The organism is Gordonia lacunae, from assembly GCF_002149015.1.
Lineage (GTDB): Bacteria > Actinomycetota > Actinomycetes > Mycobacteriales > Mycobacteriaceae > Gordonia > Gordonia lacunae.
This window is the reverse complement of sequence record NZ_NGFO01000007.1, coordinates 111,718-129,345: the sequence shown is the minus strand read 5'-3', so window position 1 is coordinate 129,345 and position 17,628 is coordinate 111,718. Positions and strand designations below refer to the sequence as shown.

At 66.8% G+C, this 17,628-nt stretch carries 20 protein-coding genes; 5 read left to right on the top strand and 15 right to left on the bottom strand.

The features are described 5' to 3' along the window. Positions 1–45: 45 nt before the first annotated feature. The 5 genes from CA982_RS08255 to CA982_RS08235 all read right to left on the bottom strand — a co-directional run bounded on the left by CA982_RS08255 (position 46) and on the right by CA982_RS08235 (position 4,606). A complete protein-coding gene (locus tag CA982_RS08255) occupies positions 46–1,380 on the bottom strand; it encodes an NAD(P)H-binding protein (RefSeq protein ID WP_086534846.1) in 1,335 nt (444 codons plus the stop codon). A 212-nt stretch (positions 1,381–1,592) separates the two neighbouring features. Next, positions 1,593–2,042 carry a nuclear transport factor 2 family protein gene (locus CA982_RS08250; protein WP_086534845.1) on the bottom strand — a complete coding sequence of 150 codons (450 nt, stop codon included), beginning with the start codon at positions 2,040–2,042 and terminating at the stop codon, positions 1,593–1,595. Between the two features lie 131 nt (positions 2,043–2,173). Further along, the gene (locus CA982_RS08245) at positions 2,174–2,869 is read right to left on the bottom strand and encodes a UdgX family uracil-DNA binding protein (RefSeq protein ID WP_086534844.1); all 696 of its coding nucleotides are present in this window, start codon (positions 2,867–2,869) and stop codon (positions 2,174–2,176) included. After that, a complete protein-coding gene (locus tag CA982_RS08240) occupies positions 2,866–3,447 on the bottom strand; it encodes a hypothetical protein (RefSeq protein ID WP_086534843.1) in 582 nt (193 codons plus the stop codon). Before CA982_RS08240 ends, CA982_RS08245 begins: the two co-directional genes overlap by 4 nt. Before the next feature lie 10 nt (positions 3,448–3,457). Further along, a complete protein-coding gene (locus CA982_RS08235; protein ID WP_086534842.1) occupies positions 3,458–4,606 on the bottom strand; it encodes a zinc-dependent alcohol dehydrogenase in 1,149 nt (382 codons plus the stop codon). Between the two features lie 142 nt (positions 4,607–4,748). On the opposite strand from CA982_RS08235, the gene CA982_RS08230 reads away from it, so the two are divergent. Beyond that, the gene (locus CA982_RS08230) at positions 4,749–5,543 is read left to right on the top strand and encodes a PfkB family carbohydrate kinase (protein WP_086534841.1); all 795 of its coding nucleotides are present in this window, start codon (positions 4,749–4,751) and stop codon (positions 5,541–5,543) included. A gap of 130 nt (positions 5,544–5,673) precedes the next feature. Here the strand turns inward: CA982_RS08230 and CA982_RS08225 are convergent, their stop codons facing one another. After that, on the bottom strand, positions 5,674–6,009 hold the full coding sequence (locus CA982_RS08225) for a DUF8129 domain-containing protein (protein ID WP_086534840.1): 336 nt from the start codon (positions 6,007–6,009) through the stop codon (positions 5,674–5,676). Between the two features lie 57 nt (positions 6,010–6,066). Here CA982_RS08225 and CA982_RS08220 point away from each other — a divergent pair, with 57 nt between their 5' ends. Both CA982_RS08220 and CA982_RS08215 read left to right on the top strand, forming a co-directional pair. Then, positions 6,067–6,507 carry a DUF1622 domain-containing protein gene (locus CA982_RS08220; RefSeq protein WP_086534839.1) on the top strand — a complete coding sequence of 147 codons (441 nt, stop codon included), beginning with the start codon at positions 6,067–6,069 and terminating at the stop codon, positions 6,505–6,507. A gap of 83 nt (positions 6,508–6,590) precedes the next feature. Next, on the top strand, positions 6,591–8,090 hold the full coding sequence (locus tag CA982_RS08215) for a flavin-containing monooxygenase (protein WP_086534838.1): 1,500 nt from the start codon (positions 6,591–6,593) through the stop codon (positions 8,088–8,090). A 19-nt stretch (positions 8,091–8,109) separates the two neighbouring features. On the opposite strand, the gene CA982_RS08210 is transcribed toward CA982_RS08215, so the two are convergent. Next, positions 8,110–9,057, bottom strand: a complete 948-nt coding sequence (locus tag CA982_RS08210) for a GlxA family transcriptional regulator (RefSeq protein WP_086534837.1) — start codon at positions 9,055–9,057, stop codon at positions 8,110–8,112. A gap of 123 nt (positions 9,058–9,180) precedes the next feature. Between CA982_RS08210 and CA982_RS08205 the strand changes: the two genes are divergently transcribed. Further along, positions 9,181–9,816, top strand: a complete 636-nt coding sequence (locus CA982_RS08205) for an isochorismatase family protein (protein ID WP_086534836.1) — start codon at positions 9,181–9,183, stop codon at positions 9,814–9,816. 27 nt (positions 9,817–9,843) lie between these two features. Here the strand turns inward: CA982_RS08205 and CA982_RS08200 are convergent, their stop codons facing one another. The 8 genes from CA982_RS08200 to CA982_RS08165 all read right to left on the bottom strand — a co-directional run bounded on the left by CA982_RS08200 (position 9,844) and on the right by CA982_RS08165 (position 16,576). Continuing rightward, positions 9,844–10,662 carry a DUF1206 domain-containing protein gene (locus tag CA982_RS08200; RefSeq protein ID WP_086534835.1) on the bottom strand — a complete coding sequence of 273 codons (819 nt, stop codon included), beginning with the start codon at positions 10,660–10,662 and terminating at the stop codon, positions 9,844–9,846. A 79-nt stretch (positions 10,663–10,741) separates the two neighbouring features. Beyond that, positions 10,742–11,833 (bottom strand): YihY/virulence factor BrkB family protein, encoded by a 1,092-nt coding sequence (locus tag CA982_RS08195; protein ID WP_208617910.1) that lies wholly within the window; start codon positions 11,831–11,833, stop codon positions 10,742–10,744. A 72-nt stretch (positions 11,834–11,905) separates the two neighbouring features. Beyond that, a complete protein-coding gene (locus CA982_RS08190) occupies positions 11,906–12,631 on the bottom strand; it encodes a lysophospholipid acyltransferase family protein (RefSeq protein WP_244176174.1) in 726 nt (241 codons plus the stop codon). 78 nt (positions 12,632–12,709) lie between these two features. After that, positions 12,710–13,753, bottom strand: coding sequence for an NAD(P)-dependent alcohol dehydrogenase (locus CA982_RS08185; RefSeq protein ID WP_086534834.1), 1,044 nt, complete (start codon positions 13,751–13,753; stop codon positions 12,710–12,712). Between the two features lie 115 nt (positions 13,754–13,868). Continuing rightward, positions 13,869–14,240, bottom strand: a complete 372-nt coding sequence (locus tag CA982_RS08180) for a TraR/DksA family transcriptional regulator (RefSeq protein WP_086534833.1) — start codon at positions 14,238–14,240, stop codon at positions 13,869–13,871. 24 nt (positions 14,241–14,264) lie between these two features. Then, positions 14,265–15,797, bottom strand: coding sequence for a protein adenylyltransferase SelO (locus CA982_RS08175; protein WP_086534832.1), 1,533 nt, complete (start codon positions 15,795–15,797; stop codon positions 14,265–14,267). Between the two features lie 58 nt (positions 15,798–15,855). Beyond that, the gene (locus tag CA982_RS08170) at positions 15,856–16,059 is read right to left on the bottom strand and encodes a zinc-ribbon domain-containing protein (RefSeq protein WP_033205967.1); all 204 of its coding nucleotides are present in this window, start codon (positions 16,057–16,059) and stop codon (positions 15,856–15,858) included. A gap of 52 nt (positions 16,060–16,111) precedes the next feature. Then, entirely contained in the window at positions 16,112–16,576 is a 465-nt protein-coding gene (locus CA982_RS08165; RefSeq protein WP_086534831.1) for a GNAT family N-acetyltransferase, read from the bottom strand. A 241-nt stretch (positions 16,577–16,817) separates the two neighbouring features. Here CA982_RS08165 and CA982_RS08160 point away from each other — a divergent pair, with 241 nt between their 5' ends. Then, the gene (locus tag CA982_RS08160) at positions 16,818–17,591 is read left to right on the top strand and encodes a hypothetical protein (RefSeq protein ID WP_086534917.1); all 774 of its coding nucleotides are present in this window, start codon (positions 16,818–16,820) and stop codon (positions 17,589–17,591) included. The last annotated feature ends 37 nt before the right edge of the window (positions 17,592–17,628 follow it).

Genomic DNA, 17,628 nt, shown 5'->3' with positions numbered 1-17,628 from the left:
ACCCGAGCGTCAGCGAATCCCTCGGTACGTCATCGGATCGGCGGTTCACCGAAATGGATCGGCCCCCGGGACTCCGAGTGCGCGGAAAGGCCGGCCGAGACGCCAGTACGCGAGGCCGGCCAGGCCACGCGGGAAGAACCGATTCGTGGTCGTGACCTCCACGACCTCGCCTGAGCCGCCGACTCCACGAAGCCGATACTCCCGATACGAGCGACCGAACCTGTTGTCGCGCAGACGCACTCGCAGAGTCTCGGGCGATCGCGCGAATGCGATCTCACCACGGGCTCGCCCCTCCCGCTCGAGCCGGTCCCAGACCGTTGCGACGCTCGCGTGCTCGCGACGCGCTTCGACGTTCTCGAAGATCTCCTCGCCTGCCCAGTCCGGGTCCGTGGGAAGGGGTTCCGCGGGGGACACCTCGGCGGAGGCGTTGGCCCAGGAGGCCCGCCCGTCACCACGCGCGGACCGCTCGAGAGTGAGGGCCACGGCCTCCGAGTAGGGGGTCAAGCCGCCCGCCGGCCGATCGATGATCGCGTCGACCGCCCGGTCGCGACAGACCGCATCGCATTCGAGAGACTCGATCAACGGCCGTGCGATCTTGCCCCGGATGGGCGTGACGAACCGGACCCATCGGCTGGCCAGTGCCGGCGTGAGGTACGGCAACACCACCATGATGCGGGGACGGAGGCCGGCGACGTCTGCATACACCTGCATCATGTCGCCGTACTCCAGGACGTCCGGCCCGCCGATGTCCCACGTCCTCGACGACGGGACCCTGGCGGTGGCCGCCTCGACGAGGTAATGCAGCGCATCGTCGACCGCGATCGGCTGGATCCTGTTGTGGACCCATCGGGGTGTGGTCATCGCGGGCAGGCGTTCGGTGAGGTGCCGGATGAGTTCGAAGGACGCCGAACCCGAGCCGATCAGCGTGCCCGCCTGCAGTGCGACGGTCTCGACCGGCGATTCGATCATGATGTCGCCGACCTCGGCTCGGGACGCGAGATGCTCGGAGAGATCGGTACCGGTCGGGTGGAGGCCACCCAGATAGACGATCCGGGAGACCCCGTTCTGCTGTGCAGCCGCGACCACGTTCTCGGCGGCGCGGCGCTCCTCGGCGGCGAAATCGGCGTCGGTACTCATCGAATGAACCAGGTGGTAGACGACATCCACCCCGGCGAACGCTTTCACCAGCGAATCGCGGTCGGAGAGATCGCCTTCGACGACCTCGGCGCCCGGCTCGGACAACCACGGCGCGCCGGACAACTTCTTCGGTGTCCGCGCCAGAGCGCGCACGCTGTGTCCGCGTGACAGCAACCGGGGCGCAAGCCGGCCGCCGACATAGCCGGTTGCTCCGGTGACCAGACAGGTTCGCGACTCGTCCACCTGACTCCTCTGCTCTGGGGTTTCCCCAAGACTAGGAAGCCTGACCGCGTCGTGCGCTTCTCCGGCCGGGTCGGTGCCGGATCGTTCTCTGCGCCACGGTTCGATAACGACGTCGTGGACCCGCTCGCACCGGTCAGTCGACGGCGGGCACCGCACCAGGGCGAGCTGTGTCGAGACCACCGGACGGCCGGTGCGCCCTCATGACCAGCGCCTCAGCTCCCGCTTGCTCCCGCGGGGGAGTTCTCGAACCACAGGCACTCCTCCAGGAGTCCGGCGCTCTTCCACCCATCGTCCGTTCGGACCATCGAATGGTGGTAGTTGCCGCCGCACATGCTGAGTTCGGGCATGCCCGCGAAACGCATCGGGTTGTAGAACATCGCGCGCACGTCGGCACGATCACCCGTGCTGTCGTGAGTGAACGTGTACTCGATGTTGGTGATGAAGTGCTGGCTCACCGACACGAACGCGAAGCTCTCCTCGAGCCAGGCCGCGATCTCGTCGCGAGGGCCCGCCTGGCCGAAGGGCGTCGACGAATAGTCGACCACGGCCTCAGGGGTGAACACCGAGCGCCACAGCTCCCAGTCCTTGGTGTCGACGGCGCGTGAGTACCTGTACAGCGTGTCCGCGATGTCGAACCGGTCGCTGATCTCCTGTAGGTCCATCGTTCTCCAGTCCGTCGATCTGCGGTCCCGGTCCGGCCGCGACGCGGTGTTTCTCACGGCCGAGAGCCACCTCGACGCCGACTATAGACACCGGTCCAGACGCATGTCAGCGGATTCGGTGCTGTGCGATGTCAGGTCGCTCTCGCGAGATCCCGAACGACGCGGAGGTCGGCGACAAAGGCGTCGAAGGCCTGTTCGCGCCGTTCTGCGGGTCCACGCAGGATCGACGAGGGATGAACGGTGGCCACCACGGTCTCGGCGTGGTCGGGACCGACCTCCCCGTCGGCGCCGAGATCGAAGCGTTCACCACGGTGTTTGGTGAGCCGAAAACCTGTGCCCAACAGTGCCTGCGCGGCTGTCGCACCCAGACACACGACGATGCTGGGTGAGACCGCGTCGAGCTCGGCCAGGAGCCACGGCCGGCACGCGACGACCTCGCCGCGGTTCGGCTTCTCGTGAATCCGCCGCTTCCGACCCGCCGCTCGGGTGAATTTGAAGTGCTTCACCGCGTTGGTGACATAGGTGGTCTCGCGGTCGATGCCGGCGGCCTCGAGAGCGCGGTCGAAGAGCCGGCCGGCCGGACCGACGAACGGTTCACCGGCGCGATCCTCCTGGTCACCGGGCTGCTCGCCGACAAACATGATCGTCGATCCGGGCCTACCCGCGCCGAAGACGGTCTGGTCGGCGTCGCGGTAGAGGTCACATCCCCGGCAGACCCGCGCCGCCGAGGAGAGATCGTCGAGGTCGTGCGAGTCGGGAACGAACTCCGCAGCTCCCGCATGCGCCGCGTCAGATCCGGAATCACGGTGTCCTACAGCCGTCCTCATCGGCTTGATCGTCGAGCCACTCGCAGTAGCCGCCGTACCGCGACGCCGGCAAGGGCCGCGCTGATCACCCACGGACCGCCCACGATCAACGGATCGATCCACGTGTGGTTGGTGTCGACTCGTGTGCTGCCACGACGTGACGACCACCCGTTGTAGCTGAACTCGGAGGCGATGCCGGTCTCGGTGATCGGGTTGTCGGGGCGCGCGCTGGCAAAGGATGCGAGGTGTGCCTCGACGGACGCCACCCGGTCGGCGTAGAGAAGGATCAACCAGTGTGCCGCGCGTCCCTCGCTGTAGCGGTAGGCGAGGCGTCGGATCGCACCGGACAGTCCTCGCGGTGGCGTCGAAGTACCGAAAACCGGTGGCAGGAAGGCATGTTCGTTCGACCGTTCGCGGGGCGAATGCTCGGGCTGGTCGTCCGGGACGGTCCAGTGGACACCCGGCGCCGGTTGGACGGGGAGTTCACGGGGTACCGAGGGCCTGTTCGCAGTGTCCAGATCGACGCCCCAACCGGGTATCCGGTCGACAAGAGCGGAGGTGTCGGGGTAGTTGGGTCGGTCTGCGGGATAAGCGGGCATGACGTCCTCCTCAGGCGGCGTCGGCGACGACGATGGGCTTGATGCAGTCATCGAGCTTCGCGGAGAAGATGTGATAACCCTCAGCGATGTGCTCGAGCGGTATACGGTGCGTCACAATGTCATTCGGCTTGAAGTACCCGTCTCGCACATGTTCGAACAATCTCGGCCACTGACGTTTGACCGGGCATTGGTTCATGTTGAGGGTGAGCCCCTTGTTCATTGCATCGCCGAACTTGACCGCGCTGAACATTGGTCCGTACGCGCCGACGACCGACACGGTCCCGCCTTTGCGGACCGAGTCGATTGCCCAGTTGAGGGCGATCGGCGATCCGCCCTGGAGCTTGAACTTGGCCGCGGTCACGTGTTGGAGAAAGTTGCCGTCGGCCTCCGCACCCACGGCATCGATCACCCGATCGGCACCGATGTTGTCGGTGATGTTCTTGAGGTGGACCACGACGTCGTCGTACTCGGCGAAGTTGTAGGTCTCCGCATGTGCGAACGTCGCCGCCTTGTCCAGGCGATACTGCAGATGGTCGATGACGATGACCCGACCCGCGCCCATGAACCACGCCGACCGTGCAGCGTACAAACCGACGGGCCCGGCGCCGAACACGACGACGGTCTCACCCTGACGGATGTCGGCCAGCTGGGCTCCGAAGTACCCGGTCGGAAGGGCGTCGGTCAGCAGTAATGCGTCTTCTGAATCCATCCAGTCAGGGATGACGCTGGGGCCGACGTCGGCGAAGGGAACGCGCACGAACTCGGCCTGGCCGCCGTCGTAGCCGCCACACGTATGCGAGTATCCGTAGATCCCGCCGACCGCGGTCGCGTTCGGATTCACGTTGTGACAGTTGGAGTACAGACCCCGTGCGCAGAAGTAGCACGTCCCGCAGTACACGTTGAACGGCACCATGACCCGGTCGCCGACACTCAGGTTCTGGACCGAGCCACCGACCGCCTCCACGATCCCGATGAACTCGTGCCCGAACGTCATCCCGGGCCGGGTGTCGGGCATCATGCCGTGGTACAGGTGCAGGTCCGAGCCACAGATGGCGGCGTGCGTCACCCGGACTATGGCATCGTTGGGATGTTCGATGGCAGGGATGGGTTTGGACTCGACCCTCACCTTGTAGGGGCCCCGGTAGACCATTGCGCGCATTGTGTTCGTTTCTTGGCTCATACGCTTTCGGGTACCCCGCTTGTTCCGAAGTAATCGCAACTACGACGCTGAATGCACGCCGTCCAGAATTAGCGGTGTAGAAAAGGAATCCAGTCCGCGACAGTGCAGGAGAGGATCGTCGATGTCAGTGGTGTCTTATGTGATCGCCGGCTCGGAGGCCAGCGGGGGAGCAGGCATCCAAGCCGACCTGCGGACCTTCGCGCAGCTCGGTACCTACGGTGTCGGGACCATCACCTGCATCGTGTCCTTCGACCCGAACAACGGCTGGTCGCATCGGTTCGTACCCGTCGAGCCCGCGGTGATCGCCGATCAGATCGAGGTGGCCACCGTCGCGCACGAGCCCGACGTCGTGAAAATCGGCATGCTGGGCACGCCGGCAACGATCTCGACCGTCGCGGCGGCCCTGGCCGCGCGCAAGTGGCGCGACGTCGTGGTCGACCCGGTGCTGATCTGCAAAGGTCAGGAGCCCGGGGCGGCCCTCGACACCGACAACGCGCTGCGGTCGGAGATCCTGCCGCTGGCCACCGTGGTGACCCCCAATCTGTTCGAGGCAGCAACCCTGGCCGGCATGGACGAGCTGGCGTCGATCGATGACCTCGCCGAAGCAGCGCGGCGAATCCACGACCTCGGACCGAGGGTCGTCGTCGTGAAGGGCGGGGTCGGGCTGCCTGGCGATGAAGCCATCGATATCGTCTTCGACGGAACAGAGGTCACCGTCCTGCGCGCCCCGAAGGTGGGCGACGAGCGTGTCTCCGGGGCCGGGTGCGTGTTCGCCGCCGCCACGACGGCCGAACTCACCAAGGGCGTCGCGGTTCTCGACGCGATCCGGACCGCCAAGCAGTTCACCCACGACGGCATCGTCGGTCGTCTCGCCTCCCGCGCACCGTTCGATGCCGTGTGGCACGGCTCGCGGTGATCCATCCCGACGTGACCACGACACCGCAGCCTCCGGGATCGGACTCATCGGGATCGGTGTCGACGACTCCAACCAGCTCGGCGATGCGTGGGCTCCACCCCGGTCGGTGGTCGGACGAGCGCAGAAACGGTCAGGGCTTGCCGCGCTTGGGTGTCTGATCAGCGACGCCATGACGCAGTGGCGAGGTCGCCTCGGCGGCGGTTGCGGCGCCGACCGCGGAACCGGTCGAGGTGTCCCGAGACGGCGGTGCATGGGTGGGGTCCCCACCCGAGGGCTCGGCACCCGACTCGAGCTGACCGATCCGGGCAGACAGGATCTCCTGAACCTGGGTGCGTCGCGCTGTCTGCCGCTCATGGTCCAGCAGCAGTTTCACCTGGTCGAGTTCCAGGGCACGAATCCGATGGGTGATGTCACCCGTGGAGAGTTGGTCGAAATCTGGCAGAGGGAGGTCATGGGTTGCACTCATGACGGGCGAGTACCCGACCGGGTTCGTATCTAACGCGGGTCCCGTAATCTGACGCGCATGAGCGGCGAGGACGTGTTCACGACGGTCGCGGTCGGGTTCGAGGCTGTCGGCGCATTCGCGATGATCGTCGGAGCGATCATCGCCTGCGTGCTGGGGTTTCGTTCACTCCGCCGCGGAGAGGGCGGTGGCACCGCCTTCTCCGTGCTCCGCAACACACTCGGGGCGGCCATCCTCCTCGGACTGGAGGTACTGGTCGCGGCCGACCTCATCCGGACGATCACCTCCAAGCCCTCGATCGAGGATGCCCTCATCCTCGGGCTCATCGTCCTCATCCGGACCGTGTTGTCCATGTCCATCCAGATCGAGATCGAGGGCGTGGCACCATGGCGGCGTGCACTCCTGACCAGCGGTGGACAACTGCTGGGCGCGGCGGTCGCCCAGGACTCGGCCGCAGCACGCCCGGGCGCCGGGACACCAGCCGACCGAGGTGACAGCTGACTTCGGCACGCCGGCACAGGGAACGACGACTGTGCGGCATCCTGGATGCCAACGCACACGGAGAATGACCGAAGGAGAATCGGGTGACCACAGCGCCACACGACGTCGACGTCCTCATCGTGGGTGCCGGCATCTCGGGCATCGGCGCGGCGCGCTGGGTGCGCACCGAGCACCCCGGCAAGTCGATCGTCATCCTGGAGGCCCGGGAGACCGCCGGCGGAACCTGGGATCTGTTCCGCTATCCGGGCATTCGGTCCGATTCGGACTTGCACACCTTCGGGTACGACTTCAAGCCCTGGACTGATCGACAGGCCATCGCCGACGCCCCGCGGATCCTCGACTACCTTCACGAGACGATCGACGAGAACGATCTGGCGTCTCTCGTCCGGTATGGACATCGAGTCGTGTCAGCCGCGTGGTCGTCCGACGCGGCACGATGGCTCGTCGACATCGAACGCACCGACACCGCCGAACGGGTGCAGGTCAGCGCCAGATGGATCTTCTGCGGTTCAGGCTATTACGACTACGACGAGGGCTTCTCGCCGGAGTTCGCCGGGACCGATCGGTTTCGTGGTGAGATCGTGCACCCGCAGCACTGGCCCGAGGACCTCGACTACACGGACAAGCGAATCGTCGTCATCGGCAGCGGCGCGACGGCAGTCACGTTGCTGCCCGCCATGGCCGATCAAGCGGCACACGTCACCATGCTGCAGCGAACGCCGACCTACATCATCCCGCTGCCTCGCGAAGATGCGATCGCCAACGGCCTGAAGAAGGTCTTCGGCACCGAACGTGGTTATGCGCTGACCCGTCACAAGAACGTTGCTCAGCAACGAGTGTTGTTCGAGCTGTGCCAGCGATTCCCGTCGGTCGCCCGCCGGATGATCCGCAAGATCAACGAATCACAACTGCCCGAGGGTTATCCGGTGGACACCCATTTCAATCCGCCCTACAACCCGTGGGACCAGCGGCTGTGCGTGGTACCCGACGCCGACCTCTTCCGGACCATCCGTTCGGGGAAGGCCTCGATCGTCACCGACAGTGTCGACACCTTCACCGAGAACGGCATCCGGACCGCGGGCGGCGAGGAGCTGGAGGCCGACATCGTCATCACCGCAACAGGATTGAACATCAAGATCATCGGCGGCATCGAGCTGACGGTCGACGGTCGACCGGTATCCCTGCCCGACACCGTCGTCTATCGCGGAATGATGCTGTCCGGGGTCCCGAACTTCGCGCTGGCGATCGGTTACACGAACGCGTCGTGGACCCTCAAGATCGGCTTGCTCTGCGAGTACTTCTGCAAGCTGCTCGCACACATGGATTCCCGGGGATACGACAGCGTGTGGGCGGTTGCCGACCCGGACATGCCGACGCGGCCGCTGCTCGACTTCGGCGCCGGGTATGTGCAACGGGCGTTGGACACCCTGCCCAAGCAGGGCCCGAAGGAGCCGTGGGTCATGTCGATGAGCTACTACGCAGACCGTCGGCTGTTCCGGGGCAAGGTCACCGACGACAGGCTGCGTTTTGCGCGGGCCGGGGATCGGGCGGCGCCGAGAGTCGGGGAGCCGGCCCAGGGCTGAGCCGGTTCGGCCCGCCAGGTCATCTACCGCGGAACTGCCGTCGATAGTTCGCCGGTGACGTCGCGAACGCGGCGGCAAAGTTCTGACGCATCGTGACGGCGCTGCCGAAACCACATCGCCGGGCGACCGTGTCGATGCTGAGATCCGTCGTCTCCAGGAGGGCACGGGCCGCATCGAGGCGTTGAGAGAGCACCCAGTGCGCGGGGGTCGTTCCGGTCGCGACCTTGAAGTTGCGGACGAATCCGCGCGTGCTCATACACGCCTGCGCCGCGAGTCGGTCAACGGTCAGCGTTTCGTCGAGGTGTTCCAGAGCCCAACCGATCACGTCGCCGATCGGGTTGTCGGCGGCGGTCGCCGGTACGGGACGGCGTGTGTACTGCGCCTGGCCGCCGTCGCGGTGCGGCGCGACGACCAGTCGCCGTGCGACGTCATTGGCGATGTCGGCGCCCAGTCGGTTCCGCACGAGATGCAAGCACGCGTCGACCGCGGAGACCGTTCCGGCCGACGTCATCACGTCACCGTGGTCGACATAGAGCACCAGCGAGTCGAGCTCGATGTCGGCGTGCCGGGAACCGAGGGCGTCCATGGCTGCCCAGTGCGTCACCGCGGAGCGGCCGGCGAGCAGACCCGAATCCGCGACGGCGATCGCGCCCAGGCACAACCCGACGATGGTCGCACCACGGTCGTGCGCACCGAGGAGGACGTCCCGCAGCGAATCGTCGAGCGTGGGAAGGTGTTCGGGCCATGACGGCACCACGACGATGTCCGCCGTCGACACCGAGTCGGGTCCGGAGACACCGGAGAGGCGGTAACCCTCGGCAACCGTCACGTCGCCACCGTCGACGCTCCACAGCACGGTGTCCCACGACTCGGACGGCAGGACACGCGTCACCTCCCCGAAGACCAGCTGGGGTGCAGCCAGGTGAAAGGTCGACACACCGTCGAAAGCGTAGATCGCGATTCTCATCGTGGCTCATTCTCATCGATAGAGGGCATCTGTGCCACTGTCCGATCTAGTGCTCGCGCTCGCACAATCGAGGAACGCGCGTTTCGCAGCACCGAGGACGCGCACCCGACCGAAGGAGGCCCCGTGACCGCACCCAGACGCGCACTCGTCCTCGTCGACGTCCAGAACACGTATTTCGACGGGCCGCTCGCCATCCAGTACCCCCCGAGGGACACGAGTCTGTCGAACATCACCCGGATCATCGACCACGCCGAAGCCAACGGCATTCCGGTGGCCGTCGTTCAACACACGCTGCCGGCGGGCGCCCCGGTGTTCGCCGAGGGCAGTCCGGCGTGGGATCTGCATCCTCACGTCGCCGAACGGGTCACTCGGCGGTGGAAGTCGGTGCGCAAGAGCGTCGGCAGCGTGTTCGGCGGAACCGACCTGGCGGAATGGTTGCGATCCCAGGACGTGGACACCGTCACGCTCGTCGGCTATATGACCAACAACTGCGATCTGGCATCGGCGGCGGGCGCGGAGGAACTCGGCTTCGACGTGGAGATCATCTCCGACGCCACCGGTGCCATCCACCTCGCGAACGCTGCCGGGAAGGCATCTGCCGAAGACGTCCACAACACCCTCATGGCGTTGTTCAATTCGAATTTCGCCGCAGTCGCCACGACTGACGCCTGGATCGAGGCCACCGCTGCCGGCGCTGGGCTGGACAAGGACAACCTCGTGAACTCCGCGATCGAGGGCCGAAACGCCTTCGGCGCGTGAGTGTCGGCTGCCACGGTTCGCGCGGTGTCACATCCGCGCGAACCGCAGCAGCCAATAGCAGTACACGCCGTAAGCGGCAATGCCCACCGCGGCCAACACCATCAACACCTGACCGGCCGGCAGTCCGGCGAGCGATTTGACCGCGCCGTCGATTCCCGTGGCCTTGGACGGATCCGCGGTCGCGACCGCGACGATGACCAGGATGCCCGTACCGGCGAGGACGACGCCCTTGCCGCAGTAGCCGATCACGCCGGCAACGGTCGCCGCCTTGTCGTCGGAGATCGTGAGATCGTCGAGGAACGATCGACTCGCGCCCTTGTACACGTGGTAGACCCCGACGCCGATGATGATCAGACCGGCTGCGACGAGAACGAACTTGCCGCCACCGGACTGCAGGAGCCGCGCTGTCAGACCGGCATTCTCCTGACCGCTCGATTTCCCCTGGCCGGTGGCGAAACGGATTGCCGACCAGGCGAAACCGACATAGACGACGGCCAACGACAGAGCTTTCCCGCGGTCGAACCACTGCTCGGCGCCGTCACTGTCCTCTCCCGGTTCGGTGGCGTGTGGCCCCACGATGGCCTCGGCGAGTCGCCACAGCGCGAGAGCGGCGAACGCGACCGCGGCGACCCACAGCACGATGCGGCCACCCGCGGAGTCGGCGAAGATGCCCAGCGCACCCGATTGATCGGCGTTTCCGCCCCCGCCGAATGCGAGGCGCAGGATGATGTAGGCGATCAGCAGGTGCAGCAGTCCGCTGACACCGTGACCGGCACGTGCGAGCCGCTCGAACCACGGGCTGTCGGTGGCGCGGTCCACCGCGCCGGTCACTTGATTGCGGCTCATCGTGCCACGTCCCTTCCGCCGATCGACCGAGCTCGTGCCCAGTCGGTTCCACTGACGTTACGGGGCGCCGCCCCGCGGCTCAGTTCCCTTGCGATTCGCGGAGCGCGCGCGCCTGTTCGATGAACTTCTGATCCTTCTCGTCGTTCTTGTCCGACGCCGTGGTGTCCCGCGGCGGCAGCTGCAGGTGCTCCTCGGCCGGCATTCCCGCCTGGAGCTGCCGGCCACGTTCGAGTTCCGAATCGAATTCGGCACCGAAGAGCAGCGCGAGGTTGGTCAACCACAGCCACAGCAGGAAGACGATGACCCCGGCGAGTGCCCCGTACGTCTTGTTGTAGCTACCGAAGTTCGAGACATACAACGCAAACGCCGCGGACGCGACGATCCAGGTGGCGATGGCGAGAACCGCACCGGCGCTGATCCATCGGAACTTCGGCTGCTGCACGTTCGGCGTCGCCCAGTACAGGATGGCGACGATCAGGATGACGAAGAGCAGCAGGATCGGCCACCGGACGATGTTCCACACCGTGAGCGCGGTGTCGCCGAAGCCGACGGCATCACCGATGGATTGGGCGATCGGCCCGCTGATCGCCAACATCAGTGCCACCGCCGCCGCGAGCACAAGAGCCACGAGTGTCACCAGCAGCATGATGGGTCGGAGCTTCCAGATCGGTCGGCCTTCGTCGATCTCGTACATGCGGTTCATGGCACGGCCGAATGCTCCGACGTACCCGGACGCCGACCACAGGGCGCCGAGCAGACCGAGGACGAGTGCAAAACCGGCACTGGGGGCGGCCACCAGTTGTTCGACGGGACCTCGCAGGGTGTCCACGGCCGAGGACGGTCCCAGGTCGTCGACCATCTGCAGGACGGCGTCGGTCGTCTTCTCGCCCTGACCGAACACACCGAGCAGCGACACCAGCGCGAGGAGAGCCGGAAACAGCGACAGCACCGAGTAGTACGTCAGCGCCGCAGCGAGGTCCGTGCACTGGTCACGGGAGAATTCGCGAGCCGTCTTCTTCAAGACGAAAAGCATCGACGGCTTGGTCAGATCCGTCGGCGAGTCCGGCTTGCGCGGGTCGTCGGGGTCGGCTGAATCGGGGTCGTCGCGAATGTCCCGGCCAGCTGCGGCCGTGTCTCGTTCAGCTGGATCAGCGGCGTCATCTCGTTGCATCTCCTGCGCTTAACCCCCGGGCACGCTAGCCAAACCCGATCGACGTCGTCACCCCCTGGCGCGGGTCCGGCGTCAGCGCGCGTGAGTGCACGCGTCGTCGACCACGCTTTGCAGATCGCGCTGGATCCAGCGCGTCACCGCCGCCGGCGTGTCGTCGCGCCGCGCACGGAGATCCACTGGATCGCCCATCGCGACGACGGGACGTCCGCCACCGTCCGGGTAGGCGATTCCCGCCGAGACCAACCACACCCCGACGTCGTTGCGCAGCGCTCGGTGGGCGATGTGGCCGATCCCGGTACCGAGTCGTTGCACCTGCGTGGGGTCGCCCTCGTTGCAGGTCCCCTCCGGGAACACGGCGATGCTGTCACCGCGCGCCATCCGTTCGACGCAGACGCCGATCATCTGACGCCCTGCCTCCGCGGCCGCTCGCACCCCGTGGTCCTTACTGCGGAAGACCGGAATCCCGCCCAGGGTGTCGATCTTCTTCCGTTGCTCGGCGTCAGCGAACAACTCGTCCTTCGCGAGGACCCGCAGGCTCCCGATCCTCCTCCGGAGCGGGGAACGGAACCCGGCTGCGGCGAGCACCAGCGGGTCCCGTTCGGACACGTGGTTGGCCGCGATCAGCAACGGTGCCCCGCTGCGGACTGTGCGGCCGAGCCGGTCCCGGGAGCGAAAACGCACGACCGGTCGAATCCGGGCGGCAAGCACTCCGTACATCAGCCGCGCGCGGGTTCGATCCTGCTGATGGGTGAGGTAGTGCTCGTACACAGCCTGGGACTCGGACAGATCAACCTTCACCTAAGTTACGGTACCGTAGGTTGCGTCGTCGCGGCGTGAATGGCGAACTCTCACCCACCGGTGCGGCTCCGATCGACGTCAGTCGGGCACCACGACCGCCCGTCCGCGCAACTCGTTCGCAGCGAGCCGCCGATACGCCTCGAGCCCGTCGTCGAGCGAGAACTGCTCGGTGGCGACCTCCAGGACACCGTCGCGGGCGAGGTCGAGGACCTCGATCAACTCGTCGCGAGCACCCCAGTACGGTGCGCGCACCGACACCTCGTACGGCTGCGTGAAGAACCCGACCTTCGCCGCGGCCACGCCGTCACCGATGCCGACGATCACGACATCACCCATGGTGCCGACGACTCCCATCGCGGTGTCGATCGTCGGCTGCAGTCCAACAAAGTCGAATACGGCTGTGGCCCCGTCATTTCCGGTGATCTTCCGGACATTCGCCACGGCGTCGGCATCACTGAGGACTGTTTCGTGCGCGCCCACCTCACGCGCGAAAGCGAGCTTGTCCGCACTGACATCGAGGGCGATGATCCTCGCCGGGGTCAGGTGCCTCAGCAGCTGAATCCCGATGTGTCCCAAACCACCTGCGCCGATCACGACCGCGGTTGTGCCGCCGACGAGTTTCGGCAGCGATGGTTTGATCGCGTGGTAGGGAGTGAGTCCGGCATCGGTGAGCGGTACCGCCGCAACCGGGTCGAGATCACCGAGCGGAACAAGATGGCGAGCGTCGTCGACGATCATGTACTCGGCCATCGCGCCCTCGTTGCCCAGTCCGGGAGGGGCGATGCCCAGCTCGGCGGCGCGAGTGCAGTAGTTCTCGAGGCCACGCGAGCAGAAATGACAGACGCCGCAGCCCCACGGACCGTAGACCGCGACCGCGGCCCCCTCGGTGAGTGACGTGACGCCACTGCCGATTTCAGCGACGACGCCTGCTCCCTCGTGCCCGAGGGTCATCGGCAACGGATAGGGGAAGCCCTCGGCGGGCATGTTGAGCACGAAATCGTCGGAGTGGCACGCACCGGCCGCGGTCACCTTCAGCAGCACCTGCCCCGGTCCGGGTGTCGGCTTGTCGACCTCACGCAGCTCGGGCGGATTTCCTGGCTTGACGATCTGGATGGCTTTCATGCCGGACACCTCTCGGTTCGAGTCGTTTGCGTGCTCTCCCGCCCTCCGGTCTACCCGCGTATGGCCATCCGCGCATACGTCGGTGGTGAACCAGACACCAATTCCTGGTCGCTCCTCACCATCGTCTCGCCGGGCTACGAGCCGCGCATCGCACGCACTGCCGGGCGGCCGGCAGCACCTCGAGTCGCTCCGCTCCGATTGGTGCGCCGCAGGTCTCACACCGGCCGTACGAGCCCGAGCCGACCCGATCCAATGCCGCACCGATCTCGTCGAGCCGGACCCGCGAACGTTCCAACTGGGCGACCAGATGCCCGCGTTCCACCGCCAGAGTCGATCCCTCCGGGTCGTGCTCGTCGTCGGCCGCGGCATCGCTCGTCGCCTCGACGACGGCGGCCAGGCGGGCCGACAAGGATTCGATCAGTGCGGCGGTGCGTTCCCTCTCGGCGAGCAGCGCATCGCGGGAATCGACATCCTCACCCGGGTTCACGACGTGCTCATTCGACAGGTCTCGCTAGGTGCCGCAGAAGGTCTGGAAGGTGTCGCTGAAGGCCTGCGGGGCCGGCGCCGCGTAGTGCGCCCACTCCGTGCGACGTTCGAACGGATGAGTGACCGCCGTCAGCAGCCGGCCGAACGGTTCCAGATCTCCCTCGGTCGCGGCGCGCAAGGCAGCGTCGACCTGGTGGTTACGGGGGATGTACACGGGATTGACACGATCCATCGTCGAGGCGACCGCCTCGGGGTCGCGACCGGCGGCGGCCAGCGCGGATCGCCAGCGGTCGAGCCACGGACCGATGTGCTCCCGCGGTAGGAGACTGGTGATCGGGACCTGGTCCCCGCGGAGCTCATCGGCCAGCGCGCGGAAGGTACCCGTCCAGTCGGCGCGATGCTCGCGCATCAGGGTCAGGAGGTCGGCGATCAGGTCGGGGTCGGCGGACACATCGTCCAGACCGATCTTCGACGCCATCCCCGTCGCGAAATGACGCTCGTACCGTGCCTCGAACGAGTCCAGCACCCCGGTCGCCGCGGTGATGGCCTCGTCGGGCGTCTCAGCCATGAACCTGAGCAGGGTTTCGGCGAACCGGGCGAGGTTCCACTTGAGGACGGCCGGCTGATTTCCGTAGGCGTACCGCCCCGCGTGGTCTATCGAGCTGAACACCGCCGAGGGGTCGAACGCGTCGAGGAAGGCGCACGGCCCGTAGTCGATGGTCTCACCCGAGATCGTCGTGTTGTCGGTGTTCATCACCCCGTGCACGAAGCCGACCAGCATCCACTGGGCCACCAGAGCGGCCTGACGTTCGAGGACGGCTTCGAAGAACTCGAGGTAGCGGTTGCCTCCGGACTCCGGGTCCGCGGCGAGCTCCGGGTAGTGACGATCGATCGCATAGTCGGCGAGCTGCCGGGTCAGGTCGGTGTTCCGCACCGCGTACTCGAAGGTGCCGACACGGAGATGGCTCGCCGCGATCCGGGCGAGCACCGCACCCGGTTCGGCACCGGTCCGCTGGATATCGCGCCCGGTGGCCACGACCGACAGCGAACGCGTCGTCGGAATCCCGAGCGCGTGCATCGCCTCGCTGACCAGATACTCACGCAGCATGGGCCCGACCACCGCGAACCCGTCGCCGCCCCGGGAGAACGGCGTGCGCCCGGATCCCTTGAGTTGCAGATCTACTCGCCGGCCGTCGCGGTCGATCAGTTCGCCCAGAAGCAACGCCCGGCCATCACCGAGAAGTGGGGAGTAGCCACCGAACTGGTGACCGGAGTAGGCGGTGGCGACGGGAACGGCGTCGGCCGGGGCGGCAGCTCCCGACAGGAGCGCGACCCCGTCGTCGGTGCGCAGCGCCTCGACGTCGAGCTGCAGGTCGGCGGCGAGCGACTCGTTGACGACGAGCAGCCGCGGGGCGGGCGCGTCGGCACCCTGCCACGGCACCGAGAGGGGCGTCAGCGCATCGACGAAGGTGCGCTCGAAGCCGGTGATCGCGGCACTGGTGCGTGCGGGGGAATCGGGGGAGGCGGACACCCTTCCGAGGGTAACCAGTTTCGCCATCGGCAAACCGGGTGCGCGGCCGGCCCGGAGTGATTCGTGGAGTCACCCCGGATGGCTCTCAGACCGCCACTGCCGCGCCGCAGATCCCGCAGGCCTCGAAGTTGCGCCGGTTCCACCGGGCGATCGGGATGAAGAAGACGGAGAACTGCGAGTACTCGCGCATCCGCGCCCACTGGGTGGTGTTGTGACAGCGGGGGCACGCACGGGTCTGACCCGCGCCGAGATGCTTCTGCCTACGGCCATATCCGAACAAGAAGAACACGCCGCCATGGTAGAGATCGCCGCAGCGCCGACCGCGCGTCCACGTGTCGCTGTCACCGCTGTCGGATCATGAGGTCGTTGTCCCTACTGAAACCGCATCGCTCGTAGAGGCCGATCGACGGTTCGGTTGGCGACAGGACCGTCTTGGCGTATCCGCGATCGTCGGCAGTCCCGGTGGCGTGCCGGATCAGGTCCCGTCCGAGCCCGGACCCGCGGAATGCGGGGCGGACGTAGAGATGGCCGAGATAGCCCCACCGGCCACCGGCGGCGCGGCGGGGACTGGGCATCCGGGCGTGTTCGGTCAAGCACACCATTCCGATGGTGAGAGCACCGGCACCGGCTGTCCAGACCGTTCGGCGATCGTCGTCTAGCCAGTCCGTGACCGCTGCGATGAATGCGCCGTCGGCCCGCCACGGCCCGACCGCTGGATCGGCCTCACGTGCCCATTCCCAGCGGAGCTCGGCCACGCGTGTCCCGCTGTGACAGCGCTGTACCCGGATTCCGTTGCGATCGGCCACCTCACAAGGGTGGCCGATCTCCGCGTCGGTTGTGCAGGACGGCGTCGTTCTCGATGGTCACTGCATCGCCAGCCGACGATGGTGCAGCGCCGATACAGATTCTCGACGAGAATGGTCTGCGCCTCGTCGCCGCTCGCCGACGCGGCATCGGACCGACCGCCGTCGGTACGCTCGGTGGTGTCCGAATTGTCGGTTGGTGAACGACCGGCCCGCCGCGGACACGCGAAAACCGGAGGGAAGCATGGAAGCACTGATCTTGATCGCCGTCATCGTCGTGGTCGTCGTCGGGGTGGTGGTCTTTGCCCAACAGCGCTCCGGCGCCAACGCGACCCGCACACTCGACGACGCGAAGGCCGACGCCCGACAAGCCATCGAACGTCTCGGGGGACAGGTGTTCATGCTGGTCGGCGACGGACCTGCGTCCAAACAGGCGCTGGCCGACGCGGGGGAGCGGTACACCGCGGCCGGCTCTCAGATCGAACAGGCCAACTCTCCGACCCAGGCCCGACTCGCGAAGCAGACCGCCATCGAGGGTCTGTACTACATCCGGGCAGCCCGCGCGGCGATGAACCTCGACCCCGGGCCGGCGATTCCCGAACTCGACGGTCAGAAGAGTGCCGGCGCGGTCACCGAAGATCGCACCGTGGAGTTCGAAGGACGTCAGGTCGCGGCCTCGCCGAACCCGTCCGAGCAGACCCCGAACTACTACCCCGGCGGTCGTGTCGCAGGTCGGCCCGTGCCCGCGGGCTGGTACTCGGAGCCGTGGTGGAAGCCGGCATTGGTCGCCGGCGCCTGGGGACTCGGTTCGATGTTCCTGTTCTCGGCGATGTTCTCGGGCATGGCAGGCGTGCCCTACGACGCGCAGGGATTCGAGAGCGGCGCCGGCGACGGCTCCGACGCGGGTGCACTCGACGGCGGGGACTCCGGCGACTTCGGCGGTGGCGATTCGGGCGATTTCGGCGGCGGGGGCGACTTCGGCGGTGGAGGCGACTTCGGCGGCGGGTTCGACTTCTGACCGTCCCGCCGAAGTCACCCCGTGCGGCCCACGGACT

Coding starts and splice junctions, on each gene's coding strand:
- CA982_RS08250 (WP_086534845.1), bottom strand. CDS start 2,042: ATGGACCTACAGGAGATCAGCGACCGGTTCGACATCGCGGACACGCTG.
- CA982_RS08245 (WP_086534844.1), bottom strand. CDS start 2,869: ATGAGGACGGCTGTAGGACACCGTGATTCCGGATCTGACGCGGCGCAT.
- CA982_RS08240 (WP_086534843.1), bottom strand. CDS start 3,447: ATGCCCGCTTATCCCGCAGACCGACCCAACTACCCCGACACCTCCGCT.
- CA982_RS08235 (WP_086534842.1), bottom strand. CDS start 4,606: ATGCGCGCAATGGTCTACCGGGGCCCCTACAAGGTGAGGGTCGAGTCC.
- CA982_RS08230 (WP_086534841.1), top strand. CDS start 4,749: ATGTCAGTGGTGTCTTATGTGATCGCCGGCTCGGAGGCCAGCGGGGGA.
- CA982_RS08225 (WP_086534840.1), bottom strand. CDS start 6,009: ATGAGTGCAACCCATGACCTCCCTCTGCCAGATTTCGACCAACTCTCC.
- CA982_RS08220 (WP_086534839.1), top strand. CDS start 6,067: ATGAGCGGCGAGGACGTGTTCACGACGGTCGCGGTCGGGTTCGAGGCT.
- CA982_RS08210 (WP_086534837.1), bottom strand. CDS start 9,057: ATGAGAATCGCGATCTACGCTTTCGACGGTGTGTCGACCTTTCACCTG.
- CA982_RS08200 (WP_086534835.1), bottom strand. CDS start 10,662: ATGAGCCGCAATCAAGTGACCGGCGCGGTGGACCGCGCCACCGACAGC.
- CA982_RS08195 (WP_208617910.1), bottom strand. CDS start 11,833: ATGCAACGAGATGACGCCGCTGATCCAGCTGAACGAGACACGGCCGCA.
- CA982_RS08185 (WP_086534834.1), bottom strand. CDS start 13,753: ATGAAAGCCATCCAGATCGTCAAGCCAGGAAATCCGCCCGAGCTGCGT.
- CA982_RS08175 (WP_086534832.1), bottom strand. CDS start 15,797: ATGGCGAAACTGGTTACCCTCGGAAGGGTGTCCGCCTCCCCCGATTCC.
- CA982_RS08160 (WP_086534917.1), top strand. CDS start 16,818: ATGGAAGCACTGATCTTGATCGCCGTCATCGTCGTGGTCGTCGTCGGG.